This window comes from Amycolatopsis sp. NPDC051716 (assembly GCF_040681595.1).
GTDB lineage: Bacteria > Actinomycetota > Actinomycetes > Mycobacteriales > Pseudonocardiaceae > Amycolatopsis.
Window position 1 is genome coordinate 1 of record NZ_JBFAZA010000053.1, and the last position, 13,260, is coordinate 13,260.

The 13,260-nt window shown below is 71.6% G+C and carries 14 protein-coding genes; 1 reads left to right on the plus strand and 13 read right to left on the minus strand.

All coding sequences use genetic code 11. The features are described 5' to 3' along the window. Positions 1–128: 128 nt before the first annotated feature. From AB0M30_RS43430 to AB0M30_RS43465, 8 genes are all read right to left on the minus strand, one after another. The gene (locus tag AB0M30_RS43430) at positions 129–1,322 is read right to left on the minus strand and encodes a HAMP domain-containing sensor histidine kinase (protein WP_364597241.1); all 1,194 of its coding nucleotides are present in this window, start codon (positions 1,320–1,322) and stop codon (positions 129–131) included. Next, entirely contained in the window at positions 1,319–1,966 is a 648-nt protein-coding gene (locus tag AB0M30_RS43435; RefSeq protein ID WP_364597362.1) for a response regulator transcription factor, read from the minus strand. Before AB0M30_RS43435 ends, AB0M30_RS43430 begins: the two co-directional genes overlap by 4 nt. Positions 1,967–2,029: 63 nt before the next feature. Beyond that, the gene (locus AB0M30_RS43440) at positions 2,030–3,310 is read right to left on the minus strand and encodes a cation:proton antiporter (protein ID WP_364597244.1); all 1,281 of its coding nucleotides are present in this window, start codon (positions 3,308–3,310) and stop codon (positions 2,030–2,032) included. Then, positions 3,307–4,572: a cytochrome P450 gene (locus AB0M30_RS43445; protein WP_364597247.1), complete on the minus strand. Its 1,266-nt coding sequence runs from the start codon at positions 4,570–4,572 to the stop codon at positions 3,307–3,309. The genes AB0M30_RS43440 and AB0M30_RS43445 overlap by 4 nt, the downstream gene beginning before the upstream one ends. Beyond that, positions 4,569–5,639: an alpha-hydroxy acid oxidase gene (locus tag AB0M30_RS43450; RefSeq protein WP_364597250.1), complete on the minus strand. Its 1,071-nt coding sequence runs from the start codon at positions 5,637–5,639 to the stop codon at positions 4,569–4,571. Before AB0M30_RS43450 ends, AB0M30_RS43445 begins: the two co-directional genes overlap by 4 nt. Further along, complete coding sequence (locus AB0M30_RS43455) at positions 5,639–7,180, minus strand: NAD(P)-binding domain-containing protein (RefSeq protein ID WP_364597253.1); 1,542 nt, start codon at positions 7,178–7,180, stop codon at positions 5,639–5,641. The genes AB0M30_RS43450 and AB0M30_RS43455 overlap by 1 nt, the downstream gene beginning before the upstream one ends. A gap of 82 nt (positions 7,181–7,262) precedes the next feature. Next, entirely contained in the window at positions 7,263–8,186 is a 924-nt protein-coding gene (locus AB0M30_RS43460; RefSeq protein ID WP_364597364.1) for an aldo/keto reductase, read from the minus strand. Between the two features lie 50 nt (positions 8,187–8,236). Further along, positions 8,237–8,638, minus strand: a complete 402-nt coding sequence (locus tag AB0M30_RS43465) for a MerR family transcriptional regulator (protein ID WP_364597256.1) — start codon at positions 8,636–8,638, stop codon at positions 8,237–8,239. Positions 8,639–8,721: 83 nt separating this feature from the next. On the opposite strand from AB0M30_RS43465, the gene AB0M30_RS43470 reads away from it, so the two are divergent. After that, entirely contained in the window at positions 8,722–9,339 is a 618-nt protein-coding gene (locus tag AB0M30_RS43470; protein WP_364597259.1) for a TetR/AcrR family transcriptional regulator, read from the plus strand. On the opposite strand, the gene AB0M30_RS43475 is transcribed toward AB0M30_RS43470, so the two are convergent. Genes AB0M30_RS43475 through AB0M30_RS43495 form a run of 5 tightly spaced genes read right to left on the minus strand, consistent with a single transcriptional unit; the run spans position 9,312 to position 13,179 of the window. Next, positions 9,312–10,589: a hypothetical protein gene (locus AB0M30_RS43475; protein WP_364597262.1), complete on the minus strand. Its 1,278-nt coding sequence runs from the start codon at positions 10,587–10,589 to the stop codon at positions 9,312–9,314. The genes AB0M30_RS43470 and AB0M30_RS43475 overlap by 28 nt on opposite strands. After that, complete coding sequence (locus AB0M30_RS43480) at positions 10,586–11,155, minus strand: RNA polymerase sigma factor (RefSeq protein ID WP_364597264.1); 570 nt, start codon at positions 11,153–11,155, stop codon at positions 10,586–10,588. The genes AB0M30_RS43475 and AB0M30_RS43480 overlap by 4 nt, the downstream gene beginning before the upstream one ends. Before the next feature lie 35 nt (positions 11,156–11,190). After that, positions 11,191–12,081 (minus strand): pentapeptide repeat-containing protein, encoded by an 891-nt coding sequence (locus tag AB0M30_RS43485; protein ID WP_364597266.1) that lies wholly within the window; start codon positions 12,079–12,081, stop codon positions 11,191–11,193. Between the two features lie 34 nt (positions 12,082–12,115). After that, positions 12,116–12,739, minus strand: a complete 624-nt coding sequence (gene upp, locus AB0M30_RS43490) for a uracil phosphoribosyltransferase (RefSeq protein ID WP_360172548.1) — start codon at positions 12,737–12,739, stop codon at positions 12,116–12,118. 5 nt (positions 12,740–12,744) lie between these two features. Continuing rightward, positions 12,745–13,179 (minus strand): protein-tyrosine phosphatase family protein, encoded by a 435-nt coding sequence (locus AB0M30_RS43495; protein WP_364597270.1) that lies wholly within the window; start codon positions 13,177–13,179, stop codon positions 12,745–12,747. Between the last annotated feature and the right edge of the window lie 81 nt (positions 13,180–13,260).

Genomic DNA, 13,260 nt, shown 5'->3' on the forward strand with positions numbered 1-13,260 from the left:
CTCCGGATACTTCGACCTGCGAGACACCAGGACATCCTCCCTCCAGACCACTGTCTGGAATCAAGGTGTCCGGCTCCACGGGGCAACTCCACATGTCGACCCTGGAATCACGCGTGTCGGCTGGCTGGTCACGAGGGGTCGGCGCGGAGGAGGCGGAGGGTGAAGGTGGCTCCGGCTCCGGGGCGGGCCGCGGCCGCGATCGTTCCGCCGTGGCCGGTCACCACTTCGCGGACCAGGGCGAGGCCGAGGCCGAAGCGGCGGCCGTCGCCGTCCGAGCCGCGGGCGAAGCGCTCGAAGATGCGGTCCGCGTCGGACTGGGGGAAGCCGGACCCGGTGTCGCGGACGCGCAGTTCCACGTGCCGCTCGTCGGGGACGCCGAGCCACACCTCGATCGAGCCGCCCGGCGGGGTGTGGCCGAGTGCGTTGTCCAGCAACGCCGACAGCACGCGGCGCAACGCCGTCGGCACGCCCTGGACGACGTACGGCCGCCGCTCCCGCGTCACCGCCAGCCGGACCTGGCCTTCCGAGGCGCGCACCGCTTCGGCCGCGACCGCCTCCTCGGCCAGCACGCCCAGCTCGACCAGCTCCAGCGACGGCCGTTCGCCGCACGCCTGCGCCGACAGCAGCAGGTCTTCGACGACCTCGCCGAGTTCCCGCGTGCCGCGCACCAGCTGGTCGAGTTCCGCCGCGTCACGCCCGGACGACCGCCGGGCGAGCAGCTGGGCACGCGTGTGCAGCCGGGTCAGCGGGGCCCGCAGTTCGTGGGACGCGTCCGCGACGAACGTCCGCTGCCGCCGCAGGGCGTCCTCCAGCGGCCGGATCGCCCGGCGGGCCAGCACCCGCCCGCACCCCAGGGCCGCCAGCAGCGCGAGCACCTCGGCGACGCCGAGCCCCAGCACCAGCGACGCGCGGTCCTCGACCTGGTAGCGCTCCTCGAAGAACGCCTGGGAGACGACGCCGCCGCGGTTCTCCACCCGGATCGTGTGCGTCATCCCGCCGATCGACCGCCGATCGGTGTAGACGTCGCCGGGCGCGGGCACGAACGCGGCCAGCTCCGGGATCGGCATTCCCGGCGGCGGTGGTCCCGCGGGCGTGTGGGCTCCCGGCGTGAACAGCCAGACGCAGCCCGGCGGGGTCGCGCCGGGGCCGAGCTGGATCGTCCTGGCCAGCAGCCGGTCCGCGTCGGCGTGCTGGCCGGACAGCAGGATCCCGTACGCGATCGCGCCCGCGACGGCCACGAGCAGCGACACCACCACGGCGATCTGCGCGGTGATCACCCACCGCGCCCGCCGCAGGGCCCGTTCCTCGGAGCCGGGACTCATACCACGCCGATCTGGTACCCCAGGCCGTGCACGGTCCGCACGACGTCCCGGCCGAGCTTGCGCCGCAGGTAGTACACGTAAGTATCCACAATGGACTCACCGGTCGAATCGGCGAACACGCGCGTGCGCAGCGCCGCCCGCGGGTGGATCGCCTTGGGCCGCTGCGCCAGCGTCCGCAGCAGCTCGAACTCCCGCCCCGAAAGCGTGATCCGCTCCCCGCGCGGCAGCACGACTTCGTGGCGCTGCAGGTCGAGGGCCGCCGTGCCGAGCGGCAGGCACTCGGCACCTTCGAGGTCACGCCGGCCCAGCGCGCGCAGCCGCGCCAGCAGCTCCTCGGCCTCGAACGGCTTGACGAGGTAGTCGTCCGCGCCGGCGTCGAGACCCGCCACGCGGTCGGCCACCTCGCCCAGCGCCGAGAGCACCAGGACCCGCGTGGTCACCGCCCGGGCCCGCAGCCGCCGCAGCAGCTCGAGCCCGTCGAGCACCGGGAGCCGGCGGTCGATGACCAGCACGTCGTAGTGCCCGGTGAGCCCGAGGTGCAGGCCCCGCTGGCCGTCGTGCGCCGCTTCGGTTTCATAGCCCTCGTCCGCGAGCAGCTCACGCAGCATGCCCGCCAGTTCCCGGTCGTCTTCGACCAGCAGCACTCTCGGTTTCGCCACCCCGTCGCGCACCGATCCATCTTGGCAGTTATTTCCGAACTTGAAGAATCAACTTTTCCCGGTGACCGGGACTGGTTCGGCCGTAAGGAGTACCTCCGTAGTCCCCTTGCGCGCATCACGCCGGTCGAGCCAGCTGAGCACCGGCGCGGTCATGATCGTGGTGACCAACGCGACCAGCACCAGCACCGTGAACAACGCCGGCGACACGATCCCCGCGGCGAGCCCGACGTTCAACGCGATCAGCTGCATCAGCCCGCGGGCGTTGACGAGCACGCCGACGCGCGTCGCGATGAACGGCGGCTCCCCCGCCAGCCGCGCCGCACCCCAGGACGCGCCCAGCTTGCCGACGATCGCGACCACCACGCACAGCACCGCGAAGGCGAGCAGCTTCGGATCGGCGAGCAGCGCGAACCGCGTGTTCAGGCCGGAATAGGTGAAGAACAGCGGCAGGAAGACGATCCGCCCGATCGGCATGATCTTCGCGAGCACGGCCTCGGTGGCCGGCGTGCGGGGGAACGCGATCCCGACGCAGAACGCGCCGAACACCGCGTAGAGCCCGATCACGTCCGTGAACCAGGCGGCGGCGAACAACGTCATCGCGGTGATGAGCACCCGGTGGTCGACACTCAGCCGCTCGCTGCCCATCGCCTTCGCCAGCAACCGCCGTCCGATGATGAACACCAGCCCGGCGAAGAGGAGGCCGCCGCCCAGCGCGAGCGCGACCGGCCCGGCCGACCCGGCGTGCATGCCGAGCACGACCGCCAGCAGGATCCACGCCAGCACGTCGTCGAGCGCGCCGCAGGCCAACGCCAGCGAGCCGAACTTCGTCGACGCGATCCCGCGTTCGGTGATGATCCGCGCGAGCATCGGGAACGCCGTGATCGCCAGCGCGACGCCGACGAACGCCATCGACGTCACCGGCGACACCCCGGCCTTGCCGATGCCCACCCAGCTCAGGCCGATCGCGCTGACGCCGAACCCGAGCGCCAGCGGCACGATCGTCCCGGCCGACGAGATCGCCGCGACCGACCTGCGCGATTTCCCGATGCTGCTGATGCTGAATTCGTAGCCCGCGCCGAACATGTAGATGACCAGGCCGATCTGGCCACCGACGTAGAGCAGCGAGCGGACGGCGTCCGGGAACAGCGCCGCCTGCACGTCCGGCAGGATCAGCCCGAACAGCGAGGGGCCGAGCAGGACCCCGGCGATCATCTCGCCGACCACCGGTGGCTGGCCGAGCCTGACCGCGGCCAGGCAGACCAGCCGGGCCACCAGGAGGATCACCACGACGGCGAGGAAGAACGCCGGTGCCGCTTCGGACGGGCTCATCGGTTGCCTCCGGCGAAGTAGGTCGAACACAGGGCTTGGCGACGGGCGTCGAGGACCATGTACGTGCCGAACACGAGCTGGGCGAAGCTGCGCCAGACGTCTTCCCAGCGGTCGCGGACCGCGAGCCACACCAGGGGTGCGCGGCGCCGGCGGGCCCCGCGCGGCGTGAGCAGCGCCGGGCCGCGGTTGGGGATCGAGCGCGTGTGCGCGGCCGTCGAGGCGAGGCTGAAGCGGCGCAGCACTTCCCGCGTCACGACCCGCATGGTCGGCGGCGCGAGCCCCCGGGCCGGGCAGGCGCGGTTCTGCGCGACGCCGAAGGGGATGAAATCGTCCTTTCCGGACTGGGCGGCGTAGCCCGGGTAGCTGAAGCACAGCACCGTGCCCGCCGGGATGGTCAGGTCCGCCACCTCGATGTCGGCGGTGGAGATCCGGTGCGCGATGCCGAACAGCGGGAACCGGCGGAGGCCGTCGTCGATGACGCCGTCGAGGTAGGCGTCGTCGTCCGGGTGCCCGGCGAGCCGCCGCTGGGTGTCCGGGGACTGGGCGATGATCATCAGCAGGTGCGCCATCGCCTCGGACATCTGCACGACGGCGGTGTTGAAGAACGTCCCCTGCAGGTAGTAGGCCTGCTCCTCCGGAGTCAGGGACTCCGGCAGCGGGTGCGGGACGTCGGCGAGGCGCCGTCGCAGGTACTGCGTCAGCCGGGCCCGGCGGCGCATGTTCCGCGGCCGCACGCACTTGAGCGCCGAGACGACGTCGTCGGCGTGCCCGACGATGAGGTCGCGCGCCTCGGGCGGGCACGGCTCCTCGAACACCAGCTCGTAGTACAGCTCGGCCCAGATCGGCATCATCAGGTCGCGCAGCCGGACGAGGCCGGGCTCGACGCCGTCGAGGACGTGCGCGGCCACCCGCCGGGCCAGCGCCTCGGAGTCCTTTTTGGACCGGACCAGGATGTGCCGGGTGCACTTGGCGACGGCGTCGTAGCGCGGGCCGGCCTCGAGGTGCTCCTGGTGCACTTGAGGGCCGGGCGCGAGCCAGTACCAGAACAGGTCGGACAGGGCGGCGCCGCGGCTGCGGCCGTTCGCCGCCGGGTCGGCGTAGACGCGCTTGAAGTCCGCGGCGCCGACCTGCGGCCCCGGGATCGTCACCGCGTCCTGGCCGTTGACCAGGGCGAAGATCTTCATCCGCAGCGCCACCACCCGCTGGGGCAGCCAGGCGGCCGCGGACACCGCCGCCGCGGCCGCCACCACCTTGCCGATCACCGCCGCACCTGGTCCGGGGTGAGATCGGCCGGGTGCCGCCCGCCGCACAGCGCGAGGGCCTGGTCGAAGTCGTCCCGCAGCAGGTCCAGGACCTCGGAGACGCCTTCGCGCCCGCCCGCGGCCAGACCCCACACGATCGGGCGGCCGACGCCGACCGCGTCCGCACCCAGAGCGAGCGCCTTGACGACGTCGGTGCCGCGCCGGATCCCGCCGTCCAGCAGCACCGGCAGCGCGCCGCCGACGGCCGCGGCGATCTCGGGGAGCACGTCGATGGTGGCGGGCACGGTGTCGAGCTGGCGGCCGCCGTGGTTGGACACGACGATCCCGGCGACGCCGTGGTGCACGGCCAGCCGCGCGTCCTCGGCGTGCAGCAGGCCCTTGATCAGCACGGGGAGCTTGGTCTTCGACCGCAGCCACGCGATGTGGTCCCAGTTCAGCCCGGCCGACATGACGATCTCGCGAACATGGCTGGCGTTGCCGCCGCTGCGGTTTTCGCCGAGGTTGCGCAGGTTTTCCACGGCCAGGCCGGGCGGCAGGTCGTGGAAGGCGTTGCGGTCGTCGCGTTCGCGGCGGCCGAGCACGGGCGAGTCGACGGTGACGACGAACGCCTTCACGCCCGCGGCTTCGGCGCGGCGCACGATCGCCTCGGTGAACTCCAGGTCCGGCTGCAGGTAGAGCTGGAACCACAGGCCCGGGTCGGGCGCGGCCTCGCGGGCCGCCGCGGCGATGTCCTCGATCGCCGTGGTCGCGGCCATGCTGACGATCATGATCGTGCCCGCCCGCGCCGCCGCCCGCGCGGTGGCCAGCTCGCCGTCGGGGTGCGCGAGCCGGTGGAACGCCGTGGGCGCGACCAGGATCGGCATCGAGGACGGCGTCCCGAGCAGCTCGATGCTCAGGTCCCGTTTGTCGCTGCCGCGCAGCACCCGGGGCACCAGCCGCAGGTGCTGGAACGCCGTTTCGTTCTCCCGCAGGGTGATCTCGTCCTGCGCGCCACCCGCGAAGTAGTCGTAGTGGACCGGGTCGAGGCGGCCGCGGGCCGCCGCCTCGAACTCGGCGATCGTGCGCATCACAGCTCCCCGGCGAAGAACGCGGTCAGCGGTTCGACGTGCACCTCTTTGTCCCACTCGTTCTCGAGGTTCTCGGTGACGTGGTGGGTGGCGACCAGCTCGCCGCGGCGGTAGTGGCGGACGATCGGGTGCAGGTAGTGGCCTTCGCCGTGGTCGTTGGCCTTGTCCTGGGCCGCGCGCGCGACGAAGTCGAACGGGTCGATCTTGTCGTGGTCGGGGCCGTAGTCGAGGGTGACGACGTAGGCGTCGTCCGGCGGGTCCTGGAGAACGCGGTCGACCGGCACCTCTTCGAGGTAGCGGGCGGTGTCACCGTCCACGACCAGGACGTCGCCGAGGAAGCCGAACTGCTGGTACAGCGCGGAAGTCCGGTTGATCCGGGTGATCACCGCTTCGGTCAATGCGTCCGGTTTGGCGGGCAGCTCGGTGCTCGGCCACGGCGTGCCGTGGTGGCGCTCGTTCAGGACCTTGGCGAGCGCGCGGACGCCGTAGCGGAAGCCGTGGATGAACGCGCTGGTGGCCTTCTTGAAGTCGCGGACCTGCGTGATGGTGCCGGCGAAGTAGAGGCCGGGCACGTTCACCGACTCCCAGTCCGGGGTCTGCGCCGGGAAGCGGTCGTTGATGGTCAGCTCCGGGCGGCAGTCCTCGTCGAACAGCGACGCGTCGAACCGGAAGCCGGTGCAGCCGATCACCCGGTCGTAGCGGATCTCCTTGATCACCTCGTCGGCGCGGGCGAAGGCGAACTTGACGTGGTAGCCGTCGGCGTCCTTGCGGACTTCGCGCACGTCGCCGTCGAGGATCGCGTGCTGGAGCTTCAGCTGGTACATGTCGAGGATGCCCGCGTTGTACGCGCGGAGGTGGCCGACGAAGTGCGTGCGCCAGGCCAGCTTCACCGGCCGCGGCCCGCCGACGTGCACGACCGCGGCCGTCTCGATGAGGTTGTCCGCGGTCTCGAACGCCGAGTTCCCCTTGCCCAGCACGAGGACCCGCTGGCCGGTGAAGCTCTTCGGGTCGATGTCGACGTCCACGTACTGGTCGATCAGCTCGACGCCGGGGAACTGCGGGATGTACGGCTTGGTGACGCCGGTGGCCATGATCAGCCGGTGCGCTTTGAATTCTTCGTCACCGGCGGAGAGGACGAAGATCTCCTGCTCGCGGCGGATGCGCGTCACCCGGGTGTCGTAGCGGACGTCGACTTCGTGCTTCGCCGCGTAGTCGGCGATGTAGCGGAGGAAGTCCGGGGCGTCCGGGAAGAGCTTGTCGCTGTAGCCGGTGAAGACGAGCGCGTCGTCGCCGGCGTCGGGCTCGGCGAGGATCGAGTTCCAGTCCATCCGCATGCGCAGCTCCGGGTCGGCGTACCCGGTGTGCTTCTTGTTGATGGAGATGAGGGTCCGGTGCCGCGGGAAGGTCTCGAAGAAGTGCCCGGGCGCGGAACCGCCTTCCAGCACCAGGTACCGGTGCCCGGCGTGGCCGAGGTGCTGCCCGAGTTGCAACCCGGCCGGCCCGGCCCCGACGACCAGATAATCGAGCACTTCCTCCGCCACGACGACCTCCTGGGGCTCGGCACCGACCGCTTGATCGGCGCCGAGCCTGCTCCGGAGATCTCAGAAAAGCCTCAGAAGTAAGTTACTTCCCGGCCGCGCGGGCGAGCCGTTCCGGATAGCGCTCTCCGGCGATCGCGTCGGCCGGTGCGGCCGCCGCGATGGCGGCCAGGTCGTCCGACGTCAGCTCTAGGGATGCCGCCGCCACGTTCTCTTCGAGGTACTTGCGGCGCTTGGTGCCCGGGATCGGCACCACGTCGTCGCCCTGGGACTGGACCCACGCCAGCGCCAGCTGTCCCGCCGTCACGCCCTTGTCCGAAGCCAGCTCGCGCGGGGCCTCGACGATCGCCATGTTCCGCTCGAAGTTGCCCTCGGCGAAGCGCGGCAGGCCGCGGCGCATGTCGTCCTCCGGGAGGTCCGCGACCGACTTCACCGCGCCCGTCAGGAAACCGCGGCCCAGCGGCGAAAACGGGACGATCCCGATGCCGAGCTCGCGGCACGTGTCCAGGATTTCGCCTTCGATGCCCCGGGTCCACAGCGACCACTCGCTCTGCAGCGCCGTCACCGGGTGCACCGCGTGCGCGGCCCGGATCGTCGCCGCGCTCGCCTCGGAAATTCCGGCGTACCGGATCTTTCCGGCCTCCACCAGCGATGCCAGCGCGCCCCAGGTCTCCTCGATCGGCGTGTCCGGGTCGACGCGGTGCTGGTAGTAGAGGTCGATGTGGTCGACGCCGAGGCGGCGCAGCGACTCGTCGCACGACTGCTTCACGTACGCGGCGTCGCCGCGGGCGCCCATCGCGCCGTCGTTCCACACGATGCCGAACTTCGTCGCGAGCACGACCTCGTCGCGGCGGCCGGCGATCGCGCGGCCGACCAGCTCTTCGTTGACGCCGTTGGCGTAGACGTTCGCCGTGTCCAGCAGTGTCACGCCGAGCTCGAGCGCGCGGTGGATGGTCGCGATCGACTCGCCGTCGTTGTCGCGGACGCCGTAGGCCTGGCTCATCCCCATGCAGCCCAGCCCCTGGGCGCCGACTTCCAGGCCGCCCAGCTTCCTGTTCTTCACGCGGAAATCTCCTCCATGCCGGGTTCCACGCCGAGCACCTTGCGCTCGACCTGGGCGTAGTTTTCGATCTTGTAGTCGAGGACGTCGAGACAGCCCTGCAGCTCGGCGATCCGCTCGGCGACCGACCGGCGCTGCTCGACCAGCAGGGCCTTGCGGCGGCCCGCGCTCGCGGGGCCGTGACGGCGCAGCGACGCGTACTCGCGCATGCTCTTGATGGGCATCCCGGTGGTGCGCAGCTTGGTCAGGAAACCCAGCCAGCCGAGGTCGTCGTCGGAATAGGCCCGGCGGCCCGCGGTGTCCCGTGCGGGCGGATCGAGCAGTTTGATGCGCTCGTAGTACCGGAGGGTGTCGATGGACAGTCCGCTACGTCGCGCGGCTTCCGCTATCGAGTAGCTCATGGCCCGACAGTACGACCTGGAGTGCACTCCAGGTCAAATCCCGGCACTGGCCTTCCATAACACCGTTCCGATACGCTGCGTACATGGCGCGACCACGCACGCACGACGAAGCGCTCCGGCTCAAGCTGCTCGACCGGGCCGGCGAACTCCTCGCGGCCGACGGCCCGAAGGCGCTTTCCCTGCGCAAGCTGGCCGCCGACGCCGGGACGTCGACCACCGCCGTGTACTCGCTCTTCGGCAGCAAACCCGATCTGGTGAACGCGTTGTACACCGAGGGCTTCCGCCGCTTCGGCGCCCGGATGGCCGGGACGCCGCTGACCGGCGACGCCGTCGAGGACCTCGTCGCCCTCGGCAGCGCGTACCGCACCAGCGCGCTGGCCGACCCGCACCTCTACGGGATCATGTTCACCAAGTCGGTGCCCGGGTTCGAGCCGAACGAAGACGCCGAAAAGCTCGCCCGCGAAACGCTCAAGCCCCTGGAACGGATCATCCGCCGCGCCATCGCCGACGGCGTCTTCCTCGACGTCCCGGCGGAGACGGTCGCGGTCGGCTGCTGGGCCATCGTGCACGGCCTCGTGTCGCTGGAGCTGACCGGCAACCTGCCGGAGGGGTTCGACGTCACCAGCTCCTACGAGCGGGCCCTGCGCGCGAACGCCTCCGGCTGGCTGCGGCCTCAGACCAGCGGCACCGTCCCGTCGTAGACGACCCCGCCCTTCGCGTCCCGCGCCGTCACGTGGACGTTCGTTTCCGGGAGGACCTTGATGTTCGCGGGGGTCCACACGACGACCATGCCGTCCACGACGTGGGTCTCGGTGCTCGCGCCGCTCCCGAAGTCGACGACCGCCGTCGCCGCGGTCGCGGGCAGGACCGCGGCGAACGGCCGGCGCGCCACCCCCGGCGGGGCACCCGTCTGGGGATGGCCCAGGGTGTCCACCATCAAGGGGTACGCCGGCGGTTTCTCCGGTGGGGGGCCGCTGGGGAAGGCGCGGGCCCGCGTCTTCCCCGGCCGCCGGTAGTCGGGCTCGGTGGTGCACACCACGAACCGGTCGCCGAAGCGGCCGAGGACCACCCGGTAGTCGTCCGTCTCGAGCAGCGTCCCCGGCTCGTACGCCGCCGCGTCGGGGATCGCTTCCACTTCCGCCGCCGCCAGGCAGTCGCCCAGCGCCCGGCCCGCGGATGACGTCCGGTCGCTGGTCACCGGCCGGTCCACGACCGAAAGCAGGGGCGGCGGCGCCGCGGGCAACGTCTTCGCGCCCGGCTGCATGGGCCTGCCGATGGTGAGAGTCGTCCGCGCCGGGTCGCTCCGGGTCACCCCGACGAACTGCCGGGTGACCGGGGAATAGTAGAGGGACTGCGACTGGTTCTGGCCGTCCTCGGTTCGCGAGTCGAGGAACAGCCCGGCTCCATCGGGGGCGAGGATCCCGCCGACCATCCCGGTCGCGCTCTGCAGCAGCAGCCCGGTGCGCGTGTCCGGGGCGTAGGCAGGGGTGGCTCCCGGGTCCGACAGCGTCACGGTCGTCTCGGTGGTCTCGCAGAACATCGGTTTGCCGGCGGCGGTCGCCGCGACCACCGCGTCGGCCTGGAAGACCTCCGTGAACAGCGGGACCCAGTCCGCACGCGGGGGCACGCGGTCCGCCTTGCCCGCCGCCTGCACCGCGGCCCAGCAGCGGTCCAGCGACGAGGTCGCCACCTGCACGTCGAGGGTGAGCCGGTTGGGGACGTCCACACTCGGCGGCAGTGTCGGCGCGGGACCGCCCACGGGCTGCGGCCGGATCGCCTGCGTCACGACGACCGCCCCCGCGGCCAGCACCACGACGGCCGCCGCGGCGGCGTACCAGGCGTGCTTCCTCCGCCGTGGTTTCGTGAGGCCCTGGCGGACTTCGGTCCGCAACCGCGCCCGGACGTCGTCCGGGAGCTTCTGCCGGAGCGGCAGGCCGAGGTCGTCGCTCATTTCTCCTCCAGCAACGTGCGCAGCCGGGCGCGAGCCCGGGACAGGTGGGCGCGGACAGTGCCTTCGGCGACGGCGAGCAGCGCCGCGGCGTCGGCGGCGTTCAGGTCGCCGAGCAGGCACAGCTCGACGACCTCCCGCTGCGCCTTGGGCAGCGTCCGGACGGCCTCGACGATTTCGCGCAGCCGCCGCTCGCCGTCGAGCCGCTCGGCCACGGTGTCGGCGTGGTCGGACACCACCGGCGCGTCAGGCATCCTTTGCAGCAGCCGCAGCCGCCTTCGCGCGCCGCGGTACTCGTCCCGGGCCGCGTTGCCGGCGACGGTGTAGAGCCACGGCAACGCGCTGTCGCGCACCAGGGTCACCTCGGCGCGGCGGCGCCAAGCGGTGAGGAACGTGTTCGAGGTGAGGTCCTCGGCCGCACTCCACGAACCGGTCAGCCGGTAGGCGTGGTTCCAGACGGCCTCCACATGGCGTTCGAAAAGCTCGCTGAAGGCCGCCTCGTCGCCTTCGGCCGCCCGGTCCCACAGCGCCCGATCACCCACCGGCGCCCCCGTCGCTTGGTTGGTCACACCCCTTCGTGGCCGGCACCGACCCGGATGTTGCGCTACTCGGCCGCGGGGAACTGCGCGTCCGCCAGGTCGAGTTCCTGGTGTTCGCCTCCGTCGAAGGCGGCTCCCTCGGCGAAGACCGCGCGCGGGAACTCGAATCGGCCGCCCGAGCGGATCCTGGTGAAGCGAACGTCCCTGGCGAAATGCGCCCGGGAGAAGAACGCGCCCTCCTCGAAGACCGACCGGTCGAAGTTCACGATGTCGCGGAACTCCGCGCCGTAGAACCCCACCTGGCGCGTAAAGCGCGTGCCGCGGATGTGGAGCTGACCGATGAACCGGGCGCGGCTGAAGTCGGCGGCGGCCAGGGTGCAGCCGCTCAGCCGGAAGTCGACGAGGGTGGCCCGCTGCAGGTCGATCGACATGCCTGGCCAGTAGCCCGTCGCGTCGTGGCTCAGGTGCGTCTTCAGCAGCTCCTGCACGGCCAGCCGAACGAGGAGTTCACTCTCCTCGGGGTCGTCGTCCAGGTCGCGTGCCGCAGTGCCTTTGAGTCCCACGTCCGGGGCCTTGAACGGCATCCGCAGGTAGGCGCACAGCACGCTCACGATCGTCTGGCGCTGCTTCGGGTTGTCCTGCCCGAGCCGCTCGAGCGCGTACAGCCCGCCGAGCCGCACGGGGGCTTTGTCGCTGCCGAGCTGCTCCACGGCCTTCGTGTACAGCTCGGTGACCCTGCGCTCCTCGAGGTCCCGCGTCGTCTCGGCCAGCTGCACCTCCAGCGTGCGCTGGCGGCGCGTCGCCAGCCACAGCGCGAACACGCCGCCCGCGCCCGCGCCGACGCCGAACGCCGTCTTGACCGCGTCGATCCGGACCGGCGCGTCCGGTCGCCCGGACCAGGCCAGGAACAGCCAGAGCAGGACCCCGGTGACGGCGGCGACCGCGACGGCGGTCACGGCGATCCACCGCCACTTCAGGACCGGCACCGGCTCAGACGGCGCCGTACTGGCGGTCACCCGCGTCGCCGAGGCCCGGGACGATGAAGCCCGAGTCGTTGAGGCGCTCGTCGATGCTCGCCGTGACCACCCGGACCGGCAGGCCCGTCTTCTCCAGGTGCGCCAAGCCTTCCGGCGCCGCGAGCGCGCAGATCGCCGTCACGTCGTCGGCGCCGCGGTCGGTGAGCAGGCGGATCGTGTACTCCATCGAGCCGCCGGTGGCGAGCATCGGATCGAGCACCATGACCGGCCGGTCGGCGAGCGATTCCGGCAGCGACTCCAGGTACGGCGTCGGCTTGAGCGTCTCCTCGTCGCGCGCCAGGCCGACGAAGCCCATCTGCGCGTCCGGGATCAGCTTGTGCGCCTGGTCGGCCATCCCCAGCCCGGCGCGCAGCACCGGCACCAGCAGCGGCGGCTTGGCCAGTTTGTAGCCGTCGGTGCGGGCGACCGGCGTGTGGATCTTCTCGATCTTCACCGGCACGGCGCGCGTGGCTTCATAGACCAGCATGACGGTCAGCTCGTGCAGCGCGGCCCGGAACGCGGCGCTGTCGGTGCGCGCGTCGCGCATCGTGGAAAGCCGGGCCTTCGCGAGGGGGTGGTCGACGACGTGCACATCCATGCGGGTCAATCTAGCCGTTTCGCGAAGCTCTTCACCCAGCCGCGCTGCCAGGGCGTTTCGACGGCTCGTTCGTGGTAGTGCGCCCGAACCCAGGCGACGGCGTCCTCGGCCGGGACGCCGGAGAGCGTGGCCAGGCAGGCCATCACGGTGCCGGTCCGGCCGGCGCCGCCGTAGCACGCGATCTCGACGGTCTCGGCCTTCGCCCGCTCGTGGACGGCCTTGATCTTTTCGCGGGCGTCGGCGGGGTGGACCGGCAGCAGGAAGTCCGGCCAGGTCACCCATTCGTGCGGCCAGGTGATGCCCCCGCCGTGCTTGCGCCGCAGCCGGCTCGCCCCCAGGTAGAGCCCGAAATCCGGGGCGGGTTCGGCGGGCCGCGGGCGGCCCAATCCGCGGCCGCGGACCCGCACGCCGTCCGGGAATTCGACTGTCGTGGATCCCATCGGGTCAGTGTCCTCCAGAAGATGGACACGCTGAGTGGTTTTCGCCGATAAGCTCCGCCGGGTGAGCGAACTGACGCCCGA

What these genes read in the sequence shown, in the direction of transcription:
- AB0M30_RS43430 (WP_364597241.1), bottom strand. Translation starts at nt 1,322, where the DNA reads ATGAGTCCCGGCTCCGAGGAACGGGCCCTGCGGCGGGCGCGGTGGGTG.
- AB0M30_RS43440 (WP_364597244.1), bottom strand. Translation starts at nt 3,310, where the DNA reads ATGAGCCCGTCCGAAGCGGCACCGGCGTTCTTCCTCGCCGTCGTGGTG.
- AB0M30_RS43450 (WP_364597250.1), bottom strand. Translation starts at nt 5,639, where the DNA reads ATGCGCACGATCGCCGAGTTCGAGGCGGCGGCCCGCGGCCGCCTCGAC.
- AB0M30_RS43460 (WP_364597364.1), bottom strand. Translation starts at nt 8,186, where the DNA reads ATGGGGATGAGCCAGGCCTACGGCGTCCGCGACAACGACGGCGAGTCG.
- AB0M30_RS43465 (WP_364597256.1), bottom strand. Translation starts at nt 8,638, where the DNA reads ATGAGCTACTCGATAGCGGAAGCCGCGCGACGTAGCGGACTGTCCATC.
- AB0M30_RS43470 (WP_364597259.1), top strand. Translation starts at nt 8,722, where the DNA reads ATGGCGCGACCACGCACGCACGACGAAGCGCTCCGGCTCAAGCTGCTC.
- AB0M30_RS43475 (WP_364597262.1), bottom strand. Translation starts at nt 10,589, where the DNA reads ATGAGCGACGACCTCGGCCTGCCGCTCCGGCAGAAGCTCCCGGACGAC.
- upp (WP_360172548.1), bottom strand. Translation starts at nt 12,739, where the DNA reads ATGGATGTGCACGTCGTCGACCACCCCCTCGCGAAGGCCCGGCTTTCC.
- AB0M30_RS43495 (WP_364597270.1), bottom strand. Translation starts at nt 13,179, where the DNA reads ATGGGATCCACGACAGTCGAATTCCCGGACGGCGTGCGGGTCCGCGGC.